Raw genomic sequence first — 25,296 nt, forward strand, 5'->3', positions numbered from 1 at the left:
TCAGCTCCCCGTCCCGAATCGAACACCGATGGTCGTCAGCACCACGTTGACCGCGAACAGCGCGATCACGCACAGCACCAGCGTCTCGTTCACCGCGGTGCCGACACCCTTGGCGCCGCCGGCCACGGTCAGGCCGCGGTAGCAGCCGACCAGGCCCGCGATCAGACCGAAGGTGAGCGCCTTGACCAACGAGATGAGGACCTCCGGAAGGCCCGTGACCAACGTCAGCGTGGACACGTAGGCGCCCGCGGACACGTTTTGCAGGTACACGCCGAAGATGAAGCCGCCGACCAGGCCGATGGTGATGACCGCGCCATTGAGCAGCATCGCGACGAACGTCGACGCGATCACCCGGGGGACGACGAGGCGGTGGATCGGATCGATGCCGAGCACCTCGAGCGCGTCGATCTCCTCACGGATGGTCCGGGCGCCGAGGTCGGCGCAGATGGCCGTCGAACCGGCACCGGCCACCACGAGCACGGTCACCAGCGGACCCAGCTGAGTGACGGCGCCGAGCGCGGCACCCGCGCCGGAGATGTCGGCCGCACCGAACTCGGTGAGCAGGATGTTCAGCGTGAAGATCAGCAGCACGGTCAGCGGGATCGACACCGCGACCGTGGGCAGGAAGGCGACTCGCAGCAAAAACCAGCTCTGCAAGATGAACTCGCGCCACTGGAACGGCCTACGCAGCGACGCCTTGCCGGTGAGCACGCACATGCGCACGAAGCCGCCGACAGCGACCAAACCCGGCTTGACCTGCTCGCGGATGTACCCCGGCAGGCCCGAAGTCGTCGTCAACGGCGGGCTCCCGCGACGGCCCCACCACTGGCGCAGCGCACTGGCAGCACGTGTCGCACGCTCCCTTCCAGCCTGATCCCCATCCGTGTAAGCCCGGTCTTCCTACCGGTCAGTAGTAATACAGACCACAGGACTGTACCCGATGGCACAGCCCCGATGTACCGCAACGACGTGATTGAAGCCCGAACCGTTAGCCGACCTCGCGGGCATCCGTCAGCTCCCCTGTTCACTGGCAGAAACTGTTGCTGCAGTGGAGCTTTCGCCGGCGTCAACGCCAGCGACGGCGGCGAACCGGGCCCGCAATTCGGTCTTGAGGACCTTGCCCGCGGGGTTGCGCGGCAGCGCGTCGACGATTTCGAGGACCTTCGGGTGCTTGTAGCGCGCGAGGCGGTCCGCGAGGAACTGCTCAAGATCGGCCAACGCGAGTTGCGACCCGACGGACGATCCTGGCGAAGTCCGCAGCACGGCCACAGCAACGGGAACCTCCCCCCACTTCTCGTGGGCACGCCCGATCACGGCGACTTCGACGATGTCGGGGTGGGCCGCCAAGGCGTTCTCGACCTCGGCGCAGTAGATGTTCTCGCCGCCGGAGATGATCATGTCCTTCTTGCGGTCGACGACCCAGATGTAGCCCTCTTCGTCCTGTCGCACCAGGTCACCGGAGTGAAACCAGCCGCCGGCGAACGCGTCGGCGGTGGCCTTCGGGTTGTTCCAGTAGCCCGCCATCAGCGTGGATGCGCGGTAGACGATCTCACCGACCTGACCGATCGGCACGTCGTTCATGTCCTCGTCGACGATGCGCGCCTCCACCGTCGGGATGACCTTGCCGACCGACCCGAGTTTGCGCAGCGCGTCGTCGCCCAACAGCATGCAGGTGACCGGCGACATCTCGGTCTGGCCGAAGGCGGCCAGGATCTGCGCCCCGGGGAAGGTCTCCGACATCTGCCGCAGCAGCGTGTCGGACGCGGGCGCCGCGCCCCAGGACAGGAAGCGCAACTTCAGGTCTCGCGGCTTGGCCTGCTGGGCCGCGCACACCGCCTGCCACTGGGCGGGCACGAGGAAGATCCCCGTCACCTTCTCCGCCTCCAGGACGTCGAGCAGTTCGTTCGGGTCGAACGCCCCCAGCGGGTAGATCACCGTCGGCCGGCCCAGCAGCAGCCCGGAGACGATGCTGCCGACCCCGGCGATGTGGAAGAACGGCACCCCGATGAAACCGATGTCGTGGTTGATGTCGGCGCCGTTGGTGAACAGCAGCGTCATCGCCTGCCCGGTCAGGTTGTTGTGGGTCAGCACCGCACCTTTGGGCCGCCCGGTGGTGCCGGAGGTGTACATGATCAGCGCGGGCGAATCGTCGGGGATGTCGACCGGCGGCGGCTCCTGGGTCGAGGTCGCCAGCACCTCGTCGTAGTCGAGCACGCCGTCGCCGCTCGCACCGCCGGCCACGATGACCGTCGCGAGCGTCGGGTCGATGTCGCGGACCGCGGTCGCGACGTTCTCCAGCACCGACTCGGTGATGACGACGGTGGCCGCGCAATCGGAGACCAGGAACGCGATCTCGGGCGGGGTCATCCGGAAGTTCACCGGCACCGCGATCGCCCCGAGCTTGTTGGTGGCGAGCACCGCCTCCATGAATTCGGTGCGGTTGAGCATCAGGATCAGCACGCGGTCACCGAAGCCGATTCCGCGCTCGTGCAGCGCGCCGGCCAGCGCCGTCACCCGCCGGTCCAGCTCACCCCACGTAGTGGTCCGGCCGAGGAACCTCAGCGCCGGGGCGCCGGGCTGCATCAACGCGTGGCGGCTGAGCTGGTTGGTCCAGTTCCGTCGGCGCGCGAGATTCGGCTGCTCGGTCGGTGAGCCGAAAAGGCCTGTGGGGTCGGTCAACGGCTTGCGCTCCATTCCGAAAGGGATTTGCGGAAGTATGACATTTGATCAAACATGATGTTGTTCCGGTCACACTATGATCCCGTGCACGTCGGAACAAGCCTTTTCGCGTCCTCCGAAAGCAGCACCCACCGGCCTCCCGGAAAGGCGGCACCGATGAACGCCCCCACCGGAACCCGCACCTCGGGGACAGTCGTGCGCAGGGAGCAGCTTTCCGACGAGGTCGCGGCGCGACTGCGCGCGGAGATCATGACCGGGGCACTGCGCCCCGAGACGTTCATCCGTCTCGACGAGACCGCGGCCCGCCTCGGGGTGAGCATCACCCCGGTCCGCGAGGCGTTGCGCACCCTGCGCGGCGAGGGCATGGTCGAATTGGAACCGCACCGCGGCCATCGGGTGATCCCGCTGTCGCGCAGCGACATCGAGGACATCTTCTGGTTGCAGTCCACGATCGCCCAGGAACTGGCCGCGACCACCACGCGGCGGATCACCGACGACCAGATCGAGGAGTTGGCGCGGCTGAACACGCAGTTGGCCGCCGCCGTCGACGCGCGCGACCTGGAGCGGATCACCCAGTCGGAGTTCGATTTCCACCGCACGTTCAACCGGGCCGGCGGGCGGATCAAACTGGCGTGGTTCCTCCTGCACGCCGCGCGGTACCTGCCGCCGCAGCTGTTCGCGGCCGACGAGGACTGGGGTGCGCTCGCGGTGGCCAGCCATACCGAGATGATCGACGCGTTGCGGGCCCGCGACACCGACCGCGTCGTGGAACTGACCAGAGGTCAGTTCACGGATGCGCTGGCCCGGCTGACCGCGTGGCTGGAGCAGGTCGGGCTCTGGCGCTGACGGGCGGCAACTACCCGAGCGCTTCGGCGCGGGCCTTCAGGTTGCCTGCGAGGTAGTCGAGGGTGTCCCCGATGACCTTCTTCACCATCGCCGCGGGCACCGGCATGCTGACCTCGACGTCGAGGTCGACGGTCAACAGCGATGTCGGGCCCATCGGAACGACCGCGAACCGCTGCTCCTGCTTGGTGAAGTGATCGCCCTGCTGCAGCATCGTGAAGATCTGGTTCTCGCCCGGGTAGTAGACCGCGGTGATGAACGTGCCGGACTGCCCCTGCACGACGACGTCCAGGCGGAGCTGGCTGGGCCGCCCGTCGTCATAGCGGGCCAGGATCCAGCACCCTTTGATCTCCTCGTTCCACTCCGGGTACTTCTCGAAGTCGGCGACGATCGCCATGATCGTCTCAGCGGGCGCGGAGACCTCGACGGTCTTACTCACCAGAGGCATTGGCAGAGCATAACGACTCGCCTCGCGGCCTCACGCCGCCGTCGCAATGCCCTCGCGGCGCAGCGCCGAGACCACCAGAGCGCGCAACCGGCGCCCGACCTCGAACTGCTTGCCGGGCAGGGTCCTGGCCACCATCCGCACGTTGACGGTGCCGACCTCGATGCTCTCGACACCCATCAGCTGGGGCTCGTCGAGCAGCAGGCCGGGCAGTTCGTCGTCATCCATCGCCGCCGCCGCGACCCCGCGCAGCACGTCGTTGACCCTGTTGATGTCGACGGCGCTGGACACCGGTACGTCGACGACCGCGCTGGCCCAGTCCTTGGACAGGTTCAGCGCCTTGACGATGGTGCCGTTCGGCACGGTGTAGACCTCCCCTTCACTGGTGCGCAGCTTGGTCACGCGCAGGGTGACGGCCTCGACGGTGCCGGTCGCCGTGCCGCCTGCGCTGACCGTCAGCTCGACCAGATCGCCGAATCCGTACTGGCGCTCGGTGATCACGAAGAACCCGCTGAGCAGGTCCTGCACGATGCGCTGGGCGCCGAAGCCGAGCGCGGCGCCGAGCACCGCGGCCGGAGCGACCAGCGAGCCGATGGGCAGGCCGAGTTCGTTCGCGATGTCGAGGCCGACCGCGGTGTAGAGGATCGCAATCGACACCGACGAGATCACCGAGGCGACGGCCTGGCGGTGCTTGACGCTCTCCGAACGCACGCTGGAGTTCAGCTCATCGCTTCGGGCGATACGCCGGCTCACCTTGTCCGCGACCCAGCGGATCAGCCGCGTGGCCAGCACCGCGAACAGCACGACGAGGGTGATGCGCAGGCCCGTGGTCGCAAGCCACTGCCAGATGCCGTCCATGTCTGTCGTCTACTTCCCTGTACCGGTCCGCCGAAAACGGACGCTACAGCCCGAGCGCGACCTTCAGATCGCGGGCGTTGTGCACGGCGTGGCCGCCGAGGTCGTTGTTGAAGTACACCGCGACGTCCCTGCCCTGGTCGGCCCACTCGGAGATCCGATCGGCCCACCACCGCAGGTCGTCGGCGCTGTAGGAGCCGCCGTACATCTCCTGCGGGTCGGGCCCGTGCAGCCGCACATAGACGAACGACGCGGTCGCCTTCAGGATGCACGGCAGGTTCGCGCCGCTCATCACCACGTAGGCGGCATCGTGGGTCTCCAGCAGTTCGTAGACGGCCGGGTCGTCCCAGGACGGGTGCCGGAATTCGACGGCGATGGGGATGTCGTCGGCCATCACGTCGAGGAAGTGGTCGAGGCGCTCGTCATCACGTTCGAGGGCGGGATGCAGCTGGACCAGCAGCGGTCCCCGGCGCTCCCCCAACGCCCGCCAGCCCCGGTCGAGGCGTTCGGCCCACACCTCCGGGGAGCGCAGCCGCCGGGCGTGGGTGAGTCCGCGCGCGGCCTTCACCGCCATCACGAAACCCGCAGGTAGTTGGTCGCGCCACCGCTCGAACTGTGCGTCCGAGGGCCACCGGTAGAAGCTGCCGTTGAGTTCCACGGTGTCGAACTCACTGACGTAGCGCTGCAGCCACCGCGTGGTCGGCAGCCCCGGCTCGTAGAGCACGTTGCGCCAATGGTTGTACGCCCACCCCGACGTGCCGATTCTGACGCTCACCGAGGTCAGGTACCCAGGTTCGAGGCGTCCGCTACGGCGGTGCTAACTCTCGTCCTGCAGGACCCGCGGCTCGGGGGCGCCGTCGATCCCGACGCCCAGCGGTGACTCCGTCCGCACGGTCTCGTCGCGGATCAGGCCGCGCAGCAGTGCGGTGCTGAACTCGACCGCGATCTCCTGCGCGCTGCGCCGGCCGTGCGGCCGCAGCCAGCGGTAGGACCCCAGCGTCATGCCGATGTAGCCGAGCGCCAGCACATGCGAATCGCACTCGTAGAACTCGCCGCTGGCGATGCCCCGGTCGATCACGTCGCGGACGTGTTCGTAGACCTGGGCTTCCTTCTCCCGGATGTACTCGACCTGCTCCTCGGTGAACCACTCCGAGATGTAGGGACCCTCCTGGAAGTACACCGCCGCGCGTTCGATGTCGTTGGCGATGCCGACCAGCAGGCGGCGGGTGAAGTGGTAGATCGTCTCGCGGGCCGACGCAGTGGGGTCGTCGTGCAGCGCGTCGACGGTGAAGTCGGCGGCACCTTTGTAGATGTCGTAGAGGATCAGCGACTTGCTCGCGTAGTAGTGGTAGACCGTGGCTTTGTTCAGGCCGACGGCGTCGGCGACGTCATCCATCCGGGTGCCGTGGTAACCGCGCGCGGCGAACAGCTTGGTCGCGACAGCCAGCAATTCCTCGCGGCGGGACATCCCGTTGGACCCGGCGGGCGCGGGGGATGTCACAGGACGTTCAGACATGGCGACTCACTATAGGCATCGGCGGACCGCGCGAGGGCGGTCTACTAACTGGTTGGTTCAGTCTAGGCCGATACGGTGTCGGCGCCTGGCATGCAGGTCTAGACTCATGCCAGGCCGCCGTGGGTGGCGACAGATGACGGAGAGGTGGCGCGGTGGACCCGAATCCGGATTACGACGCGAGCGACGAGCTCGAGTACGGCATCAACTGGTTCGCCTGGATCCTGCGCGGCGTCTATCCGCCGCCGGCGTATCCGCCGGTCTGATCCAGCCGCGCCGCTCGGCGTTCGTCGAGCCACGCCCGGGTGAGTTCTCGGGTGAGTTCGATGGCCGCATGAGCCTGCTTGCCCAGCGCATCGAATTCGGTCTTGCCCCGTTCGGCAGCGACCGACCATTTCTCACGGACCTCGTTACGCCAATCCCGGGCGGGCACCGGCTCGCAGTCCGGCGGCCAGTGCAGCGTCATCTCCACGACCGCGGGCAGATTCGCGACCGCTCTGCTGTCCTCGCTGTAGCGCTCACCGCACTTACGGCAACGCACCTCGTAGCGCAGCCCCCGCGGACCGTGGTCTGACATCTCCACGAAGATGTAATCGGCAACCGCGACACAGCGCGGGCATCGGGCGACTCCGCGTTCGACAACCTTGCTCACGCCGATAATCGTGCGGCCCGCGTCACGTCCGACGCACGGGGAATTTCATCTCGTGCCCTGATCGGTGCCGTTTCGAGACCTGGCTCCTACGCCGCTCCAGCCTGATTCGCGGCTACGCCGCGGCTCGCTTCACCGCCGCTCCCACCTCGGCCCGCAACTGCCCGTACTCCGGCGAGCGGCGCAGCTCGTCGGGGTCGACGCCGGTGCGCGGCAGATCGACCGGGATGTCCAGCGCCACCTGACCCGGCCTGCGGGTCAGCACGATGATCCGGGAACCGAGAAACGCCGCCTCGTCGGCGCTGTGGGTGACGAACACCGTGGTGCGGCCCGATTCGGCGCTGACCTGACGAACGTCTTCCTGCAGCCGCTCCCGGGTCAGCGCGTCCAGCGCCGCGAACGGCTCGTCGAGCAGGAACAGCGGTGTCTCGGCGGCCAGCGCCCGCGCGATCGCGACCCGCTGCTGCTGCCCGCCGCTGATCTCCCAGATCCTGCGACCGGTGGTTCCGGCCAGCCCGACCCGGTCCAGCAGCTCCTCGCGACGCTCAACTCGCTTGTCGCGCGGCACTTTTGCGTACTTGAGCGCCAGGTCGACATTGCCGCCGACAGTGCGCCACGGGAACAGCCGAGGCTGTTGGAAGACCACACCGGCGGTGACGCCGGGCGTCGGGGCCCGCCCCTCGATGTGCACCGAACCCTGTGTGGGCGACTCGAATCCGGCCAGCAGCCGCAGCAGAGTGCTCTTCCCGCAGCCGGAAGCGCCGACGAGGACCAGGAACGACCCCGGATCGACGGTCAGGTCGACCGGACCCAATGCGGTGACCTCGTCGCGGCCCCGCCCGTAGCGGTGCGATACCGACTCGATCCGGATCGCACCGCTACGGCGGGGTGAAGCAACGGTTTCGGTCTCACTCGGTGAGGACACCCGGCAGTCCCTTGGTGTAGAGCCCGTCCTGGAACGCCTTCAGCGTTGCGGCGGAAGGGATCTGGTTCTGCTCGGCCAGGAACTCCGACGCGCTCTGCAGGTTGGCGGCCAGGTTGCCCGGGGTGCCGTCGGTGCCGAGCCATTCGGCCGACGCGACTTGCTGCGGGGTTAGGAACACCGTCTGGGTCAGCTGACCCTCGATGTCCTCCGGGGTCAGGCCCACCTCGGCGGCGATCGCCTTGGCGGCCGCCGACGGGTCGTCCTTCAGCACGTCGAGCGCGCGGGCCTGCTGCTTGCGCCAGGTGTCGACGACATCGGGGTTGGCCTCGGCGAACTTTGTGGACACGACGGCCAGGTCCAGCGTGGGCTTGCCCTCGGCGGCGAGCTGCCGGCTGGTGATCAGGTCCTTGCCGCTCTTGCGCAGATCGTTCAGTGTCGGCAACCAGCTGTAGGCGGCGTCGATGTCACCGCGCTCCCATGCGGCCAGGATGGCCTGCGGCTGCAGATCGATCAGCTGGACATCGGCGGGCGACAGCCCGTTCTGGTTCAGTGCGGCCAGCAGGCTGTAGTGCGCGGTGGACGCGAAGGGGGTCGCTACCCGCTTGCCCTTGAGGTCGGCGATGGTGGTGATGCCGGAGTCGTTGCGCGCCACCAGCGCCTCGTTGTCGCCGGCGACGTCCAGGATGAACGCGACCTGATACGGGATGTTCAGCGGCTCGGACAATCCGCGCGCCACCGGGCTGGAGCCCAGCGCGCCGAAGTCGAGTTCGTTGGCGACGAACGCGGTGTTCACGTCGGCGCCCGAGTCGAACTTGACCCACTTGATGTTGTAGTCGGGCAGCGCCTCTTCGAGCCACTTGTTGTTCTTGACGATCAGATCGCCGCTCGGGAACGTCTGGTAGCCGATGCGGATCGTGGGCTTCTCGGGGTCATTGCCGGCCTGGTCGACCGAGCAGCCGGTCAGCGCCAGCATGCCCGCGACCAGCGCGACGAGAAGGGCCTTCAGTTTCATATCTTTCCTCTCCAAGGAACAGCGCGGCGTTCTGCCGCGCGGAGCAAGCCGTCGATGACCAGGCCGGAGAATCCGATGGCGAAGATGCCGACCAGCACGACGGGGGTGTTGTTGTAGTTGCTCGCGTCTTTGACGAGGCCCCCGACGCCGGGGATGCCGTTGAACAGCTCGGCGGCGACCACCGCGGAGTAGGCCATGCCGACTGCCAGCCGGATCCCGGTGAACGTCTCGGGCAGCGCCGATGGGATGACGACGTCGCGGATCACCTGGCTGCGGGAGGCCCCGAGGGCGCGCGCGGCCTCGATCAACCCGACCGGTGCGGCGACCACGGCCGCGGTGGTCGCGACCGCCGCGGCGGGCAATGCGGCAAGGGCGAGCAGCGTGATCTTCGGCGCCTCGTCGATGCCCAGCCAGATCACCAGCAGGAAGAAGTAGGCCAGCGGGGGGAGCGCCCGCAGGAATGTCAGCCACGGTTCCAGCACGCTGCGCAGCCAGGGGACCGAACCCATCACCAGCCCGAGCAGGACCCCGAGTGCGACCCCGATCAGCACGCCGGCGAACACCCGGCGCAGCGTCATGTAGAGGTGCTCCCACAGCAGGTAGCCGGCGTAGCCGCGAACCCCGTCACGGGTGGTCGAGACGTCGATGAACGCATTCCACACCGTCGCGGGGTACGGGACGAAGGTCTGGTTCCAGACGCCGCTGGCCGCGGCGATCTGCCACACCACGCCGAATACCAGCACCGACAGCAGCGGCAGCGTCGCACGGGTCAGCCGGCCGCGCCACCGTCCCCCGCCCGGGCGCGGGTCACTGCCGGCCGCCGGCGACCCGGCGTCCGGTGCGATATCGACGAAAACGGACACCGGCAGACATTGACGGAAACGTCACCGCGGCGGAATAGCTAGGATCAGCGCGAGCGAAACCCCGCTCACCACGTCAGAACGGGTTTGACGACGTCGCCGGCGTGCTGGGCGGCGAGCGCGTCGTCGATGTCACGGTACGCGAACGACGTAACCAGCGTCTCGATCGGGAAACGGCCTGCCGCATGCATTTCCAGCAGCTGCGGGATGAACACCGACGGTACCGAATCGCCTTCGAGGCAACCGTGCACGCTCTTGCCGCGCAGCACCAGGTCGCGCACGTCGATCTGCGGGACCCCGGAACCGAGCCCGACCGCGACGGCCGTTCCGCCGACCGCGAGCCCGGCGACCGCGTCGGCGAGCACCTCGGGTCGTCCGGTGGTGTCGAACGCGTAGTCCACTCCCCCGCCGGTCATCTCCCTGATCACCGGCACCACATCCTCTCCCGGCGCCAAAGCCTTTGCCACTCCCAGCCTTTCGGCGAGTGCACGGCGCTGCGGCGCCGGCTCGACCACCAGTACGGCTTCGACACCGGCCGCCAGCGCGGCCAGCACTGCCGCCAAACCCACTGCGCCGGCGCCGAATACGGCCAGCGCGCTGCCCTGGCGCGGGCGCATCAGGTTCAGCACCGCACCGGCACCGGTCTGGAATCCGCAACCCAACGGTGCGGCCAGCACCGGATCGACGTCGGGACCGACGACGACGGTGTTGTCCTCGGTGGTCAGCGCGTACCCGGCGAAGCTGGACTGTCCGAAGAATCCGTCCCGCACCGGCCGGCCGTCGACGGTGACCCGGGCGGTCCCGTCGGCGCGTCTACCGAACTGGTTGAGCGCAACGGCGTTGCGGCAGTATGCCGGTCGCTGCGCGGCGCAGGTGGCGCAGCTGCCACAGGACCGGAACGACAGCACGACACGGTCGCCGGGCTTCACCGAACTCACTGCCGCGCCGACTTCTTCGACGACTCCGGCGCCTTCATGTCCGAGCAGCACCGGCCGATCGGACTTTCCCGCCACGCGATTGACCAGATCGGTGTGGCAGATCCCGGCCGCCTCGATCCGCACCAGGATCTCATCCGCGCGCGGATCGTCGACCTGCACCTCGGCGACGGCGAACGGGTCCGAAGGCGCGTACGACAGCAGCGCGGGGGTGGCCTGGGGCATGGGAGTCACGGTATCGCCTGTTTGACACCCGTCAACAGCAAACATGGGCCCGGCCGGCGATGGTTAGCGGCTCTACGGAGTGCGAGGCGGGCCACACCGACCTCCTACACTGTCAGTTTCCAACGTCCCCGACGGCGACACGTCGGGGCGCCGTGACCTAGATCGGATCTGTATCGATGATCATCGGGATACCGAGAGAGTCCCTCCTCGGAGAGACACGGGTGGCCGCGACCCCACAGACGGTGGGGCAACTCATCAAGCTCGGCTATCAGGTGGTCGTCGAGACCGGCGCCGGGGCGGCCTCCAGCTTCTCCGACGACGCGTATGCCCAGGCCGGCGCCGAGATCGGGTCCACCTACCAGGTGCTGTCCTCGGACGTGGTGTTGAAGGTCAACGCCCCCACCGACGCCGAGATCGCCGGGCTGCGGGACGGCGCGACGCTGATCAGCCTGATCTCCCCGGCGCTGAAGCCCGAACTGCTCGAGGCCCTGTCCACCCGGCCGGTGACCGTGCTGGCCATGGACGCGGTGCCGCGGATCTCGCGCGCGCAGTCGCTGGACGTGCTGTCGTCGATGGCCAACATCGCCGGCTACCGCGCGGTCGTCGAGGCCGCCCACCGGTTCGGCCGGTTCTTCACCGGCCAGGTCACCGCGGCGGGCAAGGTTCCACCGGCCAAGGTGCTGGTGGTCGGCGCCGGTGTCGCGGGCCTCGCGGCGATCGGCGCGGCAGGCAGCCTGGGCGCCATCGTGCGCGCCACCGACCCGCGCCCGGAGGTGGCCGATCAAGTCGCGTCGCTGGGCGGGGAGTACCTGGCGGTCACGGACCCGGCGGAAGGCGTCGCCGAAGTCTCCACAACGGGCTACGCCAAGGAGATGGGCGAGGACTACAAGGCTCGCGAGGCGGCGCTGTACGCCGAGCAGGCCAAGGACGTCGACATCATCATCACCACCGCGCTGATCCCCGGCAGGCCGGCGCCGCGCATCATCACCGCCGAGATGGTGGCCTCGATGAAGCCCGGCAGCGTGATCGTCGACATGGCCGCGGCCAACGGCGGCAACGTCGAGGGCACTGTCAAGGACGAGGCGGTCGTCACCGCCAACGGCGTGACCATCATCGGCTACACCGACCTGGCCGGGCGGCTGCCCGCACAGGCCTCCCAGCTGTACGGCACCAACCTGGTGAACCTGCTCAAGCTCCTCACCCCGGAGAAGGACGGGCAGCTCACCCTCGACTGGGACGACGTGGTGCAGCGCTCGGTGACCGTGGTCCGCGACGGGGAGATCACGTGGCCACCGCCGCCGGTCCAGGTCTCCGCGGCCCCGGCGACCACCCCGGCCGCCGCGCCGGTCCAGAAAGCGGAACCGAAGGCCCCCATGTCCATGGGCCGCCGCCTCGGGATCACGTTCACCGCCGCGGCGGCACTGTTCGCGCTGATCGCGCTGTCCCCGGCGGCGCTGCAGGTGCACCTGACGGTGTTCGCCCTGGCGATCGTCATCGGCTACTACGTGATCGGCAACGTGCACCACGCGCTGCACACGCCGCTGATGTCGGTGACCAACGCGATCTCCGGGATCATCGTCGTCGGCGCGTTGCTGCAGATCGGGCACGGCAATGCCGTGGTAAGCGCGGTCGCCTTCATCGCGATCCTGCTGGCCAGTATCAACATCTTCGGCGGCTTCGCGGTCACGCGCCGCATGCTCGCAATGTTCTCGAGAAGCTAGGACGACGCTGACATGTTCACTCTGGAAACCGCCGCGACCGCGGCGTACGTCGTCGCAGCCCTGCTGTTCATCCTGGCGCTGGCCGGATTGTCCAAGCACGAAACCTCAAGGGCCGGCAATAGTTTCGGTATCGCCGGGATGGCGGTCGCGCTGGTCGCGACCATCGCGCTGGCGCTCGCCCGCCATATCGAGCCGCTGGGCCTGGCGCTACTGGTCGCCGCGATGGCCATCGGCGCGGGAATCGGGTTGTGGCGCGCCAAGATCGTCGAGATGACGGGCATGCCCGAGCTGATCGCGCTGCTGCACAGCTTCGTCGGCCTGGCCGCGGTGCTGGTCGGCTGGAACGGCTACCTGCACGTGGAGGGCGACCCCGGTGGCGCCGAAGCCGCCAAGCTCGCCACCGAGGGGATGCTCGGCATCCATTCCGGCGAGGTCGTCATCGGCGTGTTCATCGGCGCGGTGACGTTCACCGGTTCGATCGTGGCGAACCTGAAGCTGTCGGCGAAGATGAAGAGCGCGCCGATGATGCTGCCCGGCAAGAACATCCTCAACGTCGGCGCGCTGCTGGTCTTCGCGGTGCTGACCGTGTGGTTCGTGATCGATCCGCAGCTGTGGCTGCTGGTCGTGGTCACCGTGCTGGCCCTGCTGCTCGGGTGGCATTTGGTGGCCTCGATCGGCGGCGGCGACATGCCGGTCGTGGTGTCGATGCTCAACAGCTACTCGGGGTGGGCCGCGGCCGCGGCCGGCTTCCTGCTCGGCAACGACCTGCTGATCGTCACCGGCGCGCTGGTCGGCTCCTCCGGCGCGTACCTGTCCTACATCATGTGCAAGGCGATGAACCGCTCGTTCATCTCGGTGATCGCGGGCGGCTTCGGCGTCGAAAGCTCCGGGGCTGGTTCCGATGTGGATTACGGCGAGCACCGCGAGATCACCGCCGACGGCGCGGCCGAGCTGCTGGCCAACGCGCGGTCGGTGATCATCACCCCCGGCTACGGCATGGCCGTCGCGCAGGCCCAGTACGGCGTCGCCGAGCTGACCCGCAAGCTGCGGGAGCGCGGCGTCGAGGTGCGCTTCGGCATCCACCCGGTCGCGGGCCGGCTGCCCGGCCACATGAACGTGCTGCTGGCCGAGGCGAAGGTGCCCTACGACATCGTCCTGGAGATGGACGAGATCAACGACGATTTCGACGGCACCGACGTCGTGCTGGTGATCGGCGCCAACGACACCGTGAACCCGGCGGCGTCGGAAGATCCGGGCAGCCCGATCGCCGGTATGCCGGTGCTGACGGTGTGGAACGCCGAGAACGTGATCGTGTTCAAGAGGTCGATGGCCTCGGGCTATGCCGGTGTGCAGAACCCGCTGTTCTTCCGGGAGAACACCCAGATGCTGTTCGGCGACGCCAAGGACCGGGTGGACGCGATCAACGCGGCGCTGGCGGTCGGCGACCGGGTCTGACGGTCACCGCGCTCTAGTCCGGTTCGGGCGGCGACGTCGCGACCACCTCGGTGCCGTGCCCGTGGGCCGAGGTGATCCGCATCGATCCGCCCATCGCGTCGAACCGCGCCATCAGTGACCCCAGCCCGATGTGACCCTGCTGCAATGACGTACCGACGATGCCGGGGTCGAACCCGGTCCCGTCGTCGGCGACGGTCAGCACCACCCGGTCCCCGCGCCGGGACAGTCTGACGCGCACCGTGGTCGCGTCGGCGTGCTTGGCGACGTTGGTCAGCAGTTCCCGCGCCGCCCGGTACAGCAGCGGCTGCGAGTGGGGCGCGCCGACCTCCTCGAGCTCTGCGTCGACCTCGAGCAGATGACGGGACTGGAACTGCCGCAACAGCTCCCGCACCCCGGCGGTCAACCCCAACTGGGCGAGCACCTGCGGGTGCAGTTCGGTGACCGTCGAGCGCAGGCCCGCCGCGGTCTCCTGTAACGCTTCGTATACCGCGTCCAGTGCCGGATCCGGATTGCGCTCGCGCGCCTCGTCGAGCTCCAGCCGCGCCGCCAGCAGCGTCTGCAGCGGCCCGTCGTGCAGGTGTTCGGCCACCTCGCGGCTGTGCCTCTCCTCGGATTGCATTGCCTCCGAGACGAGTTGGACCCGCACCTGCTGCAGTGTCCGCAGCCGGGCGGCGCGCCGCGCCAGCACGAAACTCAGCGCCGTCGTCGCGACCGCCATCCAGACCAGGAAGCCGAACTCGGTGAACACCATGTTGGGCAGACCGACGGTGTCATCGCGTTTGGAGTAGAAGATCCATACCGCCAGATACGCGACGGCCGTGATGGTTCCGATGATCGCGGTGAGCCTGGGCCGGTCCTGGAACGCGACGGAGATCGGCAACAGGAAGAACACCGGCAGCAGCGCCGCCGTCGCACCGCCGGACACCATGCACAGCGACACGATCACGAGCAGGTCCACCGCGCTCGAGGCGTAGTCGGCCCACCCGGGCACCGGGCCGCGCAGCACCGCCCACAACCACGCGACAGCGGCCACGGCGTAGCCGATGAGGATCACCGCGTACAGCTCGGGCAGCCAGTGGTTGACCTCCCAGATCCACACCAGCACACCGATCAAGGCGATCAGGGGCAACCGCAGCACGGCGGAGACGCGCACCGGCTCACTGGCCAGGAAGTCGCGCCACCACCGCAGGTACCGGAATGTCTCGGCCACGCTAATCCAGGAGCTTGCGCCGCATCGCCTCGGCGACCGCCGCGGCACGGTCGCTGACGCCGAGCTTCTCGTACAGACGCTGGACGTGGGTCTTGACGGTGGAGGGGGCGAGATACAGCTCCTTGGCCATCGCCGGGATGGTGCTGCCCGCCGCGATCATCGTCAGCACCTCACGCTCGCGCGGGCTCAGCACCGGGCCCTCCGGCTCGGCGCGGCGGCGGATCTCACCGGCCAACCCGGCCGCGAGCCTCGGTGCGACAACGTCATGCCCGTTGGCGCAGTCGAGCACCGCGCTGATCAACTCGCCGCGCGTCGACTCCTTCGGCAGGAAACCGGCCGCCCCGTCCTGAAGCGCGCGGTAGACGATCGCCGACTCGTCGTGCGCCGAGATCAGCAGCACCCGGGTCGGCAGCTCGTCGCGGTGCACGGCCGCCGCGACCTCGGCGCCGTCCATCCCGGGCATCCGGTAATCCAGCAGCGCCACCTGGGGCCGCTGCTCGCGGATCGCGGCCAGCGCCGCGGTGCCGTCGTCGGCTTCGGCGACGACGTCGATCGTCCCGCTCGACTGCAACGCGCGCACCACACCCTCGCGGAACATCGGGTGGTCGTCCCCGACCACCACGCGCACCTTCTCGGATCCGGTCATCCGGTCAGCTTCCCACAGCGATGCCGACGCAAGCGTCAAATCGGACCGGAACCCGTATGTCGCGCTGGGGCTTTCATCCTGCCGGTGCCGGTTTGCTCCGTCACGGCACATATTCGGCACCTCGACGGACTCTGCGCAGACGAACGGTGGTGCGCGTGGTTCGCCTCACTTCGCTTGACGGACATTTGATCGTTGCCTGTAAAGTGGGGCGCGAACGGGGGTAAAGCCTATGCCCCGCCGCTCCACCGCGGATTGCGGAGTAGCACCATGCAAACACCACCGTCGCCCATGCCCAACGGCGATGCCCTGCATTTCGAAAGCGACGACCTCGGCGCGACCGAGAATTTTCTGGTACGCGCGTACACGAAGATGAAGATCGGCGCGGGTGAGGGTGAGCGCGCCGCGGCGCGGATCGACCGCCATTGGCTCGGATCGCTCACCTTCGACGAGATCGCCCTCGACTTCCACATGTCCTACGACGCCGCGGCGCTCGGCCGGATCTGCCTGTGCCGGGTACACGACGGGCACATCGAGGAGAACTTCATCGGCGAGGACGACGACGTGTTCGCCCCCGGGGATGTGGCGCTGTTGTCGCCGCCGGATCTGCCGTACTCAGGGCGGGTGTGCGAGGCAACCTTCGACCTCACCATGTTCGACACCGCACTGCTCGACCGTGTCGCGGCTCCGGTGGGCGGTCGGGACACCCGGGTGCGGCTGCTCGGACACCGTGCGGTGTCCCCGCAGGCGCAGCGCCAACTCGACGACGCGATCGACTACGTGCGCACGGTGGTTCAGGCCGACGGTGTCGAGCCGACACCGCTGGTCGCGTCGACGACCGCGTCGATGCTGGCCGCGGTGGTGCTGCAGACCTTGCCGTCCAACGCGAGCTTCGACCCCACCTCCGCCGACCGGGTCGACGCGAACCCACCGCTGCTGCGGCGCGCCATCGCGTACATCGAGAGCAACGCGGACAACGACATTGCGCTCAGCGACATCGCCGCGAGCATCCACGTCACACCCCGGGCGCTGCAGTACATGTTCCGCCGCAACCTGGACATGACACCGATGGAGTATCTGCGCCGGGTCCGGCTCGACCACGCGCACCACGATCTGCTGAAGGCCGACCCGGCCACCACCACGATCCAGATGGTCGCGGCGCGTTGGGGTTTCGGACACACCGGCCGGTTCGCGTCGATGTATCGGGATGCCTACGGGCGCAACCCCTCTGAGACCCTGCGCAGCTGACCTAACTCAGGCCGCAGGTCGCCGGGCCCTCCAGCAGCGAGCCGTCGGGGGCGAACCGCGACCCGTGCAGCGGGCACTCCCAGGCGAGGTCGACGTTGTTCCACTCGACGATGCCACCCAGGTGCGGACACACCGGCGACACCGTGCGCTGCACCCCGTCGACGACGCTCGTCGCACGCATGTTCCACGGCGGGCCCGACACGATCCCCTCCCCCTCGGCGGGCCGCTGCGCCGGGGTGCTCATCGGCGTGACCCAGCCCTTGGCCAGATGCAGCCCGACCTCGAAATTGAGCTGCAGTGCGGTCGGGATCCCGCTGAGCTCGTGCGGGCTCCAACTCGCGAACGCCTGCGCCCAGTCCATCCGGCCGCCCAGGATCCGCGACGACAACGCGAGCGCCGCCGCGATGCCGTTCGTCATCCCCCACTTGTCGAATCCCGTTGCAACCAAGATGTTGTCGAGCTTCGGCAGCAGTGGGCCGACGTAGGGAAGCTCGTCGGCGGGATGGTAGTCCTGCGCCGACCAGAAGTGTGTCCGGACCGCGCCCGGGTAGTGCAGGGTCGCCCAGCGGGCGAGTTCGTCGACCGCACTCTTGGGATCGTCGGACCGCCCGACGGGATGTCCCGCGCCGCCGACGATCAGCTTCTCGCCTGTCGGAGTCGGCGCGTACCGCACCGACCTCGTCGGGGAGTCCACAGAGATGAACATCGGCCGGGTCAGGTCACCCGGGACGTCGAAGGCCATGCAGTAGGACCGCATCGGTTCGGCCCTGGCGAAAAAGAAGCCGCGGTCCAGCACAGGGATTCCGGTGGCCAGCACCACCTTTCCGGCGGTGATCGCGAAGTGCTCATCGCGGGTGTCGTCGGGTTGGGTGGTCATCCGCAGCTTCACCGTCGGCGTCCGCACCCCGGACACCGACGTCGCACGCACCCCCTGCAGCACCGTGCCGCCGTGGCGTTCCAGTCCGGTGACCACGCTGCTCAGATACGGCATCGGATCGAGCTGCGCCTGGTCGCGCAGCCGCACCCCACCGGCGAACGGGAACGGGACGTCGGCCTCGTCGACCCACTGCGCATCCAGCTGCGCCTCCCGGCAGGCGTCAAGAATTCTTCTGGCGGTGCTGATTCCCCTGCTGTTCTGCGCGTAGGCGTGGTCGTCCTCGCGCTGCACGCTGATGCCGTGCTCGTCGCAGTAGCGCAGCAGCCAGTCGCGGCCCTCGGTGTTGCCGTCGACGTAGGCGCGCAACGTCTCGGTGCCGTGCTTGGACGCGATGTTGGCCAGCTTGCTGCCCTGCAGGACGCTGACCTTGCCGGTGGTGTTGCCGGTCGCGCACGCACCGATATGCCGTGCCTCGACGACGACGACCTTCTTGCCGGCGCGGGACAGCAGCAGCGCGGTCGTCAGACCCGTGATCCCGGCACCGACCACGACGACATCGGCGGTCCGGACTCCGTCCACCTCGTCTGGGCGTGAGGCGGATTCGGCGCGGCCGTCGGTCCACAGAGATGACATGGCGCGCCGTTTACCCGGTCGGCACCGGCCCAAACGGTTTTGGGGTTTGTCCACTGCGACAGAGGGAACGCGATCCCGATGGATCAGTCCGAAGCCCCGTTGTTGGACGCCGTCGCCGATTACCACCGCCAGGACCGTTACGGCTTCTCCCCGCCCGGTCACCGCCAGGGCCGCGGCGCCGACGACCGGGTTCTCGCAGTGCTCGGACGCGACCCGTTCCGCGCCGACGTGCTGGCCAGCGGTGGTCTCGACGATCGACGTTCGCGCGGTGGGCTCCTGAGCCACGCCGAGGAGTTGATGGCCGACGCGGTCGGCGCCGAATATGCGTTCTTCTCGACGTGCGGCAGTTCGTTGTCCGTGAAGGCCGCGATGATGGCCGTCTCCGCCGGGGGCGACGGTCTTCTCGTCACCCGCGACAGCCACAAGTCGATCGTCGCCGGGCTGGTGTTCGGTGGCCTGCAGCCGCGCTGGATCACCCCGCAATGGGACGCGGACAGGCATCTGTCGCACCCGCCGTCACCGCAGCAGGTCGAGGAGGCCTGGCAGCACCATCCCGACGCCGACGCCGCGCTGATCGTCAGCCCGAGCCCGTACGGCACCTGCGCCGACCTCGCCGGTATCGCCGACGTGTGCCACCGCCGGGGCAAACCACTGATCGTCGACGAAGCGTGGGGCGCGCACCTGCCGTTCCATCGAGAACTACCGACCTGGGCGATGGACGCCGGAGCCGACGTCTGCGTGGTCAACGTGCACAAGATGGGCATGGGCTTCGAACAGGGTTCCGTCTTCCACGTGCAGGGCGACCTGGTGGACCGCCAGCGGCTGAGCGCCTGCGCCGACCTGCTGATGACCACCAGCCCAAACGTGCTGGTGTACTCGGCGATCGACGGCTGGCGACGGCAGATGGTCGAGCACGGGGAGCCGCTAGTGGGTGGCGCGCTGGAGTTGGCGACCTCGGTACGCGGCGCCGTCGCGGACCTCGTGGACGTCGATGTGATGGACGACGAGCTGCTCGGCGAGCAAGCTTCTCATGACCTTGACCGGATGCAGGTCCTGCTCGACGTGTCGGCGACCGGCACCTCCGGCTACCAGGCCGTGGACTGGCTGCGGGAGCACCGGCGGGTCGACGTCGGCATGAGCGATCACCGCCGCATCCTGGCCACGCTGTCCACCGCCGACGACACCGCGACCACCGGCCGTCTTCTCGAGGCGCTGCAGGCCTGGCGGCGTGCCGCCGACGACTTCGACAGCCCACCCGAAATCCATCTGCCCGACCCCGAGGAACTGCAGTTGGAGACGGTCATGCTGCCTCGTGATGCGTTCTTCGGCCCGACAGAGATGGTGCCCGCAGCCGAGGCCTGCGGACGGATCTGCGCGGAGCAGATCACGCCGTACCCGCCGGGCATCCCGGCGGCGATCCCGGGCGAACGGCTCAACCAGACGGTCATCGACTACCTGCGGTCCGGGCTGGCCGCAGGCATGAACCTGCCGGATCCGGCGGACCCGTCACTGGAGAGGTTGCGGGTGGTGGCCTGACACACCGTTTCATCGAGTCAGAACCGGGCAGTCAGGGCGGATGAGCATCTCCGAACTGACCACCCTTCCCGTCCGGGCCGGAGCGGCGCTGCGCGACAAGCGGTTCTTCCATCCCGCCGGCGTGCTGTGCGGCGGCACTGTCACCCGAACCGCCCCCGACAAGGAAGGCCTGCCGCTGGTCTCCGGCGATGTCATCGGACGGATCTCCAAGGGCTTCGGAACGCCGGGTTCACTGCCCGACTTCGCCGGCCTGGCGTGGCGGATGGAGCGCGATGCCGACGGTTCCGAGCCCTGGGACGTGCTGACGGTGTCGTCGTCGGCGCGCGTGGCGCTGCGTCCTGTCGCGTCCTGGAACGCGGCCCAGTACTCCACCCTGATGCCGCTCGGCTACCCCGGCGGGATCTTCTGGCTGCGCGCGACGATGACCACCCCGCTCGACGACGGATTGTCGCTCGACGCGGTTCGCGAGCAACTCACCAGCGGCACCGTCGAGTTCGAGGTCGAGCAGGCGTTCGGGGTGGGGCCGTTCCTCCCGCTCGCGACACTGACCTTCGACCGGGAGCTGTGCGACGACGACCCGGGCTGCGACCAGCCGTTCGACCCCACCGTGCGCAGCGGCACCGCGGTGACGCTGCTGCCGGGATGGCTGACCTCGCTGCGCAACGCCGCGTACCGCAACAGCCGGGAGGGCCGCGGCGCCGAGTAGGCCGGTTTCGGTCCGTCGACCTGCGCGAAGTGCACGTTTACACGTGTCATATCGTGGCGTCATGGACTTCGCGATGTCAGCCAAGGCGGCCGAGTACCACGAGCGGTTGAGCGACTTCATGGTCGAGTTCGTCTTCCCGGCCGAGGAGTCCTACCACCGGTATCGCGAGGAGGCCGGGCCCAAGGACCACACCGTCCCGCCGGTGGTCGAGGAGCTCAAGAAGCAGGCCAAGGAGCGCGGCCTGTGGAACCTGTTCCTGCCGTCGATCTCCGGGCTGTCGAACCTGGAGTACGCGCCGCTGGCCGAGTTGACCGGCTGGAGCCCCGAGATCGCCCCCGAGGCGACCAACTGCGCCGCGCCCGACACCGGCAACATGGAGACGCTGCATCTGTTCGCCAACGAGCAGCAGAGCGAGCAGTGGCTCAAGCCGCTGTTGGCCGGGGAGATCCGCAGCGCGTTCGCGATGACCGAACCCGCGGTGGCCTCCAGCGACGCCCGCAACATCGAGACAACGATGCTGCGAGACGGGGACGACTACGTGATCAACGGCCGCAAGTGGTGGATCACCGGCGCGGCCGATCCGCGCTGCAAGATCATGATCGTGATGGGCCGCACCAACCCCGACGGACCCAGCCACCGGCAGCAGTCGATGATCCTGGTGCCCACCGACACGCCCGGGGTGTCCATCGAGCGGTCCCTTCCGGTGTTCGGCTGGCAGGACCAGCACGGCCACTGCGAGATCACCTTCGACAACGTTCGGGTGCCGGCGTCGAACCTGCTCGACGAGGAGGGCTCCGGCTTCGCGATCGCCCAGGCCCGGCTCGGGCCGGGCCGGATCCATCACTGCATGCGGGCGATCGGCGCGGCCGAGCGGGCGCTGGCGCTGATGGTCGACCGGGTGCAGACGCGTATCGCATTCGGAAAACCGCTGGCCGAGCAGGGCGTCGTGCGCGACGCGATCGCCAAGTCGCGCAACGAGATCGAGCAGACCCGGATGCTGTGCCACAAGGCCGCCTGGACCATCGACCAGCACGGCAACAAGAGCAAGGACGCCCAGCTGCTCGTCGCGCAGATCAAGGCCGTCGCCCCGCAGATGGCGTGCGACGTGATCGACCGGGCCATCCAGGTGCACGGCGGCGCGGGGGTGTCCGACGACTTCCCGCTGGCCCGGATGTACGGCTGGCACCGTGCCATGCGGTTGTTCGACGGTCCCGACGAGGTGCACATGCGCACCATCGCGCGGGCGGAGCTGGGGAAAGAGAAGTCCCCCCTGGCAGCCGCCGCGTGCGGCGTATCAAACCCCGCAGGGACGCGCTAGTGCCCTCGACCGGGCACGAACTCTCGGGGGCGTGGAACTTCCGCGACGTCTCCGAGGAGACCGGTGTGGCTGCGGGGCGGCTGTTCCGGGCCAGTGAGCTGTCCAGGCTCGACGACGCCGGCCGCGCCGCGCTGGGCGGGTACGGCGTCACCGACGTCGCCGACCTTCGTACCGCCCGCGAACTGGAACGGCACGGCCCCGGCCTGGTGCCCGCCCAGGTGCAGATCCACCACCTGCCGTTCGTCGAGACGGTGGCCGCTGACGGGGAGTCCCCGCACGAGCACGCATTCCAGCGGATGATGACCGACAAGCCCGACGGTGAACCCGCCGGCGCGGCGGCCGCGCGCTACATGTCCGAGGAGTACGGCCGGATCGCGCAGGCCCCGCTGGCCCAGCGCGCCGTGCACCGGGTGATCACGCTGCTCGGCTCGGGACGCGCGGTGCTCGCGCACTGCTTCGCCGGCAAGGACCGCACCGGGTTCACGATCGCGGTCGTGCTGGAGGCCGCCGGCGCCGACCGCGACGCGATCATGACCGACTATCTGCGCAGCAACGCGGCGGTGCCGGAGCTGCGCGAGAGCATCCTGGAGTCGGTACGGGTACGCGCGGCCGAGGCCCCCGAGATTCTGGAACTCGCCGAAGCCAATCTCACCGAGGCGGTGCTCGGGGTGCGCGAGGAGTACCTCGACATCGCCCGGCGCACCATCGACACCGAATTCGGTTCCCTGCAGGGTTATCTGGAGTCGGCCGGGGTCACCGACGAGGACCTCTCCCGGTTGCGCGCAGCGCTGCACGGTTAGCCGCGTCGTGTTCTCGCGCTCCCGGCCGGTCGCCGAGATACCCGCGTGGTTCACCACCGCGCTGGCCGACAAGCCGGAGCACTCGCACGTCGACGTCGAGGGCGCCGAAATCCACATAAGGGTGTGGGGCGACCGCGAGAACCCGCCGCTGGTGCTGGTGCACGGCGGTGCCGCGCACTCCGGTTGGTGGGACCACATCGCGCCGCTGCTGTCGGCCACCCACCGCGTCGTCGCCCCCGACCTGTCGGGACACGGGGACAGCGGCACCAGGGAGTCCTACGATCTTCGGCTCTGGGCGCGCGAGGTGATGGCCGCCGCGGCCGCGGAGTCCGACGGGCACCCGACGATCGTCGGTCACAGCCTGGGCGGCTGGGTCACGGCGACGGCGGCGTCACTGTTCGGCGAGCGGATCAACAGCATCGTCGTGGTCGATTCGCCGCTGCGTGACCGTGCACCGGAGGAACGGGACCTCAGTCGTAGCAGCAGGTCCCCGAAGGTCTACCGCACCAAAGACGAGATCGTCGGCCGGTTCCGGCCGGTCCCCGCGCAGCACGGGGTGCTGCCGTACGTCTCGGAACACATCGCGAGCGAGTCGGTGCGGCGCACACTCACCGGGTGGGTGTGGAAGTTCGACCCGGGGATCTTCGGCGGGCACCTCGTCGAGCAGACTCCTGCCGAGCAGGAGGTCATGGAAGCGATGATGAACCAGATGCCCTGTCGCGTCGGCTATCTGCGGTGCGAGAACGGTCTGGTACCACCCGAGATGGCCGAAGTCGTCAAGGACATCCTGCAGCTGCGTGGCCCCTTCATCGAACTGGCCGAGGCCGGCCATCATCCGATGCTGGACCAGCCGCTGCCGCTGGTGGCCACCCTGCGCACGCTGCTGGAGCTCTGGTCGATCACGTGACCGGCTGTTCTCACTGCCGAAATCTGCACCAGGGCTGTGCCATCGACACAATCACGACCCTGACGCAGAACTCGGCCCGACGGGGTCAAGCGGTCAGCACCACACCGACCACCCACGCCACGGTCGCCAGCAGCGCGCCGGCCAGTTCGACGCCGACGGACAGTGCGACTCCCTTCAGCGCGTGCCACGTCGACACCCACGCGCGGGTCGTGTCGCGCCGAATACCGAGTTCGGCGACGAACACCCCGAGCACGAAGCCGATCAGCAGCCCGATGACGGGGATGACGAAGAAGCCGACGACGCCGGCGATGCCGCCGACGACCAGGACCGAGGTACGCACGTCGGCCGCGCGCATGCGCTGCACCGGCCAGGTGTACTTGATGATCTGCGACGCGACGTAGAGCGCCGCCGCGATCGCGAACACCACCCAGGACACCGTGGTGTTGACGACGAACGCCCACACCGCGATGGCGCCGATCACCAGGATCCCGCCGGGCAGGATCGGCACCACGATGCCGACCAGTCCGATGGCGATCACCAGCGCGACGAGGACGAGGCCGCCGATGCTCATGCCGGCGAGCCTACGTCGCCGGGCGGCTCAGGCGTCGAGTTGATCGGCGAGGTCACCGAAATCCTCTGCCGTGACATCGAATTCCTCTGCGGCCGGACGGGATCTGTCGCGACCGGCACCGTACTCGAGCGGACGGTGCACATAGGCCGTGTGCAGACCGGCATCGCGGGCCGCCCGCAGATCGGACGGGTGGGCGGCGACGAGCATCAGTTCGGCAGGCGCGACGTCGAGGGCGCGCGCCGCACCCAGGTACACCTCACGGTCCGGTTTGTAATGCCCGAACATCTCCGCCGACAGCACGCTGTCCCACGGCAGGCCCGCACGGGCGGCCATGTTGGTCAGCAGCGACACGTTGCCGTTGGACAACGTCGCGATCGTGTAGCGCCGCTTCAGCCGTTCCAGCCCGGCGACGGCGTCAGGCCACGGCAGCAGCCGGTGCCACGCCCGGTTCAGGTGGTCGATCGCGGCGTCGTCGACCGCGATCCCGGCACCGTCGAGCAGCTCGGTGAGCCTGCCGCGATGCAGATCGTCGATCGGTGTCCACGGCAGCTCACCACGGCGCACCCGGTCCATCGCCGGGGCGTACCCGGCGCGCCAGTCGTCGGCGAACCGTGCCCAGTCCGCGTCGACCCCGTGCTCGCGGCCGAATGCGGTGAGCTCGGCGATGATGCTGGAGCGCCAGTCCACGACAGTGCCGAACACGTCGAAGGCCAGCGCTCTGATGCACATG

General features: G+C 68.7%; 25 protein-coding genes and 1 pseudogene. 10 read left to right on the top strand and 16 right to left on the bottom strand.

Annotated features, from left to right (window positions below):
• On the bottom strand, positions 1-798 hold the full coding sequence (locus NTM_RS06190) for an MlaE family ABC transporter permease (protein WP_083144369.1): 798 nt from the start codon (positions 796-798) through the stop codon (positions 1-3).
• A 213-nt stretch (positions 799-1,011) separates the two neighbouring features.
• Complete coding sequence (gene fadD5, locus NTM_RS06195; RefSeq protein ID WP_104864337.1) at positions 1,012-2,694, bottom strand: fatty-acid--CoA ligase FadD5; 1,683 nt, start codon at positions 2,692-2,694, stop codon at positions 1,012-1,014.
• 141 nt (positions 2,695-2,835) lie between these two features.
• On the opposite strand from fadD5, the gene NTM_RS06200 reads away from it, so the two are divergent.
• Positions 2,836-3,525, top strand: a complete 690-nt coding sequence (locus NTM_RS06200) for a GntR family transcriptional regulator (RefSeq protein ID WP_163765785.1) — start codon at positions 2,836-2,838, stop codon at positions 3,523-3,525.
• Positions 3,526-3,535: 10 nt separating this feature from the next.
• Here NTM_RS06200 and NTM_RS06205 read toward each other — a convergent pair whose 3' ends face one another.
• From NTM_RS06205 to NTM_RS06220, 4 genes are read right to left on the bottom strand one after another with little or no spacing between them, the layout of a single operon-like run.
• Positions 3,536-3,970: an SRPBCC family protein gene (locus NTM_RS06205; protein WP_104864338.1), complete on the bottom strand. Its 435-nt coding sequence runs from the start codon at positions 3,968-3,970 to the stop codon at positions 3,536-3,538.
• Between the two features lie 30 nt (positions 3,971-4,000).
• Entirely contained in the window at positions 4,001-4,825 is an 825-nt protein-coding gene (locus NTM_RS06210) for a mechanosensitive ion channel family protein (protein WP_163765786.1), read from the bottom strand.
• A 43-nt stretch (positions 4,826-4,868) separates the two neighbouring features.
• Entirely contained in the window at positions 4,869-5,597 is a 729-nt protein-coding gene (locus NTM_RS06215) for a DUF72 domain-containing protein (protein WP_163765787.1), read from the bottom strand.
• Between the two features lie 42 nt (positions 5,598-5,639).
• A complete protein-coding gene (locus NTM_RS06220) occupies positions 5,640-6,338 on the bottom strand; it encodes a TetR/AcrR family transcriptional regulator (protein ID WP_104864341.1) in 699 nt (232 codons plus the stop codon).
• A gap of 152 nt (positions 6,339-6,490) precedes the next feature.
• Here NTM_RS06220 and NTM_RS28655 point away from each other — a divergent pair.
• Positions 6,491-6,601, top strand: a pseudogene (locus NTM_RS28655) (CAP domain-containing protein); the annotation flags it as partial.
• On the opposite strand, the gene NTM_RS06225 reads toward NTM_RS28655, so the two are convergent.
• From NTM_RS06225 to NTM_RS06245, 5 genes are all read right to left on the bottom strand, one after another.
• Positions 6,571-6,987, bottom strand: coding sequence for a hypothetical protein (locus tag NTM_RS06225; protein WP_104864342.1), 417 nt, complete (start codon positions 6,985-6,987; stop codon positions 6,571-6,573). The pseudogene NTM_RS28655 and the gene NTM_RS06225 overlap by 31 nt on opposite strands.
• Positions 6,988-7,099: 112 nt before the next feature.
• Positions 7,100-7,909, bottom strand: coding sequence for an ABC transporter ATP-binding protein (locus NTM_RS06230; protein ID WP_104864343.1), 810 nt, complete (start codon positions 7,907-7,909; stop codon positions 7,100-7,102).
• The gene (locus NTM_RS06235; protein WP_104864344.1) at positions 7,893-8,921 is read right to left on the bottom strand and encodes a taurine ABC transporter substrate-binding protein; all 1,029 of its coding nucleotides are present in this window, start codon (positions 8,919-8,921) and stop codon (positions 7,893-7,895) included. The genes NTM_RS06230 and NTM_RS06235 overlap by 17 nt, the downstream gene beginning before the upstream one ends.
• Entirely contained in the window at positions 8,918-9,784 is an 867-nt protein-coding gene (locus NTM_RS06240) for an ABC transporter permease (RefSeq protein ID WP_104864345.1), read from the bottom strand. Before NTM_RS06240 ends, NTM_RS06235 begins: the two co-directional genes overlap by 4 nt.
• 65 nt (positions 9,785-9,849) lie before the next feature.
• Positions 9,850-10,941, bottom strand: a complete 1,092-nt coding sequence (locus NTM_RS06245) for an NAD(P)-dependent alcohol dehydrogenase (RefSeq protein WP_163765788.1) — start codon at positions 10,939-10,941, stop codon at positions 9,850-9,852.
• A 176-nt stretch (positions 10,942-11,117) separates the two neighbouring features.
• On the opposite strand from NTM_RS06245, the gene NTM_RS06250 reads away from it, so the two are divergent.
• Both NTM_RS06250 and pntB read left to right on the top strand, forming a co-directional pair.
• Positions 11,118-12,662 carry a Re/Si-specific NAD(P)(+) transhydrogenase subunit alpha gene (locus NTM_RS06250; protein ID WP_163765789.1) on the top strand — a complete coding sequence of 515 codons (1,545 nt, stop codon included), beginning with the start codon at positions 11,118-11,120 and terminating at the stop codon, positions 12,660-12,662.
• Between the two features lie 12 nt (positions 12,663-12,674).
• On the top strand, positions 12,675-14,117 hold the full coding sequence (gene pntB / locus NTM_RS06255) for a Re/Si-specific NAD(P)(+) transhydrogenase subunit beta (protein ID WP_163765790.1): 1,443 nt from the start codon (positions 12,675-12,677) through the stop codon (positions 14,115-14,117).
• 13 nt (positions 14,118-14,130) lie between these two features.
• On the opposite strand, the gene NTM_RS06260 is transcribed toward pntB, so the two are convergent.
• Complete coding sequence (locus NTM_RS06260; RefSeq protein WP_163765791.1) at positions 14,131-15,327, bottom strand: sensor histidine kinase; 1,197 nt, start codon at positions 15,325-15,327, stop codon at positions 14,131-14,133.
• A gap of 1 nt (position 15,328) precedes the next feature.
• The gene (locus NTM_RS06265; RefSeq protein ID WP_083144384.1) at positions 15,329-15,973 is read right to left on the bottom strand and encodes a response regulator transcription factor; all 645 of its coding nucleotides are present in this window, start codon (positions 15,971-15,973) and stop codon (positions 15,329-15,331) included.
• Between the two features lie 267 nt (positions 15,974-16,240).
• On the opposite strand from NTM_RS06265, the gene NTM_RS06270 reads away from it, so the two are divergent.
• Positions 16,241-17,218: a helix-turn-helix domain-containing protein gene (locus NTM_RS06270; protein ID WP_163765792.1), complete on the top strand. Its 978-nt coding sequence runs from the start codon at positions 16,241-16,243 to the stop codon at positions 17,216-17,218.
• A 1-nt stretch (position 17,219) separates the two neighbouring features.
• Here the strand turns inward: NTM_RS06270 and NTM_RS06275 are convergent, their stop codons facing one another.
• Complete coding sequence (locus NTM_RS06275; protein ID WP_163765793.1) at positions 17,220-18,728, bottom strand: FAD-dependent oxidoreductase; 1,509 nt, start codon at positions 18,726-18,728, stop codon at positions 17,220-17,222.
• A gap of 78 nt (positions 18,729-18,806) precedes the next feature.
• Here NTM_RS06275 and NTM_RS06280 point away from each other — a divergent pair, with 78 nt between their 5' ends.
• The 5 genes from NTM_RS06280 (at position 18,807) to NTM_RS06300 (ending at position 23,995) form a co-directional block, all read left to right on the top strand.
• Positions 18,807-20,264, top strand: a complete 1,458-nt coding sequence (locus NTM_RS06280) for an aminotransferase class I/II-fold pyridoxal phosphate-dependent enzyme (RefSeq protein ID WP_163765794.1) — start codon at positions 18,807-18,809, stop codon at positions 20,262-20,264.
• A 40-nt stretch (positions 20,265-20,304) separates the two neighbouring features.
• Positions 20,305-20,970 carry a phosphodiesterase gene (locus tag NTM_RS06285; RefSeq protein WP_163765795.1) on the top strand — a complete coding sequence of 222 codons (666 nt, stop codon included), beginning with the start codon at positions 20,305-20,307 and terminating at the stop codon, positions 20,968-20,970.
• Between the two features lie 61 nt (positions 20,971-21,031).
• Positions 21,032-22,288 (top strand): acyl-CoA dehydrogenase family protein, encoded by a 1,257-nt coding sequence (locus NTM_RS06290; protein ID WP_179963895.1) that lies wholly within the window; start codon positions 21,032-21,034, stop codon positions 22,286-22,288.
• A complete protein-coding gene (locus tag NTM_RS06295) occupies positions 22,288-23,088 on the top strand; it encodes a tyrosine-protein phosphatase (protein WP_104864355.1) in 801 nt (266 codons plus the stop codon). Before NTM_RS06290 ends, NTM_RS06295 begins: the two co-directional genes overlap by 1 nt.
• 7 nt (positions 23,089-23,095) lie before the next feature.
• Positions 23,096-23,995, top strand: a complete 900-nt coding sequence (locus tag NTM_RS06300) for an alpha/beta fold hydrolase (RefSeq protein ID WP_104864356.1) — start codon at positions 23,096-23,098, stop codon at positions 23,993-23,995.
• An 85-nt stretch (positions 23,996-24,080) separates the two neighbouring features.
• Here the strand turns inward: NTM_RS06300 and NTM_RS06305 are convergent, their stop codons facing one another.
• Positions 24,081-24,566 carry a DUF456 domain-containing protein gene (locus NTM_RS06305; protein ID WP_163765797.1) on the bottom strand — a complete coding sequence of 162 codons (486 nt, stop codon included), beginning with the start codon at positions 24,564-24,566 and terminating at the stop codon, positions 24,081-24,083.
• A 27-nt stretch (positions 24,567-24,593) separates the two neighbouring features.
• On the bottom strand, positions 24,594-25,295 hold the full coding sequence (locus NTM_RS06310) for a haloacid dehalogenase type II (RefSeq protein ID WP_163765798.1): 702 nt from the start codon (positions 25,293-25,295) through the stop codon (positions 24,594-24,596).
• Position 25,296: the final 1 nt, after the last annotated feature.

Source organism: Mycolicibacterium parafortuitum (genome assembly GCF_010725485.1).
Lineage (GTDB): Bacteria > Actinomycetota > Actinomycetes > Mycobacteriales > Mycobacteriaceae > Mycobacterium.

Excerpts from the sequence above, each read along its gene's own strand:
- NTM_RS06205 (WP_104864338.1), bottom strand. The coding sequence starts at position 3,970 with ATGCCTCTGGTGAGTAAGACCGTCGAGGTCTCCGCGCCCGCTGAGACG.
- NTM_RS06310 (WP_163765798.1), bottom strand. The coding sequence starts at position 25,295 with ATGTGCATCAGAGCGCTGGCCTTCGACGTGTTCGGCACTGTCGTGGAC.
- NTM_RS06250 (WP_163765789.1), top strand. The coding sequence starts at position 11,118 with ATGATCATCGGGATACCGAGAGAGTCCCTCCTCGGAGAGACACGGGTG.
- NTM_RS06270 (WP_163765792.1), top strand. The coding sequence starts at position 16,241 with ATGCAAACACCACCGTCGCCCATGCCCAACGGCGATGCCCTGCATTTC.
- NTM_RS06220 (WP_104864341.1), bottom strand. The coding sequence starts at position 6,338 with ATGTCTGAACGTCCTGTGACATCCCCCGCGCCCGCCGGGTCCAACGGG.
- NTM_RS06305 (WP_163765797.1), bottom strand. The coding sequence starts at position 24,566 with ATGAGCATCGGCGGCCTCGTCCTCGTCGCGCTGGTGATCGCCATCGGA.
- NTM_RS06280 (WP_163765794.1), top strand. The coding sequence starts at position 18,807 with ATGGATCAGTCCGAAGCCCCGTTGTTGGACGCCGTCGCCGATTACCAC.
- NTM_RS06265 (WP_083144384.1), bottom strand. The coding sequence starts at position 15,973 with ATGACCGGATCCGAGAAGGTGCGCGTGGTGGTCGGGGACGACCACCCG.
- NTM_RS06285 (WP_163765795.1), top strand. The coding sequence starts at position 20,305 with ATGAGCATCTCCGAACTGACCACCCTTCCCGTCCGGGCCGGAGCGGCG.
- NTM_RS06210 (WP_163765786.1), bottom strand. The coding sequence starts at position 4,825 with ATGGACGGCATCTGGCAGTGGCTTGCGACCACGGGCCTGCGCATCACC.
- NTM_RS06290 (WP_179963895.1), top strand. The coding sequence starts at position 21,032 with ATGGACTTCGCGATGTCAGCCAAGGCGGCCGAGTACCACGAGCGGTTG.
- pntB (WP_163765790.1), top strand. The coding sequence starts at position 12,675 with ATGTTCACTCTGGAAACCGCCGCGACCGCGGCGTACGTCGTCGCAGCC.
- NTM_RS06200 (WP_163765785.1), top strand. The coding sequence starts at position 2,836 with ATGAACGCCCCCACCGGAACCCGCACCTCGGGGACAGTCGTGCGCAGG.
- NTM_RS06275 (WP_163765793.1), bottom strand. The coding sequence starts at position 18,728 with ATGTCATCTCTGTGGACCGACGGCCGCGCCGAATCCGCCTCACGCCCA.
- fadD5 (WP_104864337.1), bottom strand. The coding sequence starts at position 2,694 with ATGGAGCGCAAGCCGTTGACCGACCCCACAGGCCTTTTCGGCTCACCG.
- NTM_RS06235 (WP_104864344.1), bottom strand. The coding sequence starts at position 8,921 with ATGAAACTGAAGGCCCTTCTCGTCGCGCTGGTCGCGGGCATGCTGGCG.
- NTM_RS06245 (WP_163765788.1), bottom strand. The coding sequence starts at position 10,941 with ATGCCCCAGGCCACCCCCGCGCTGCTGTCGTACGCGCCTTCGGACCCG.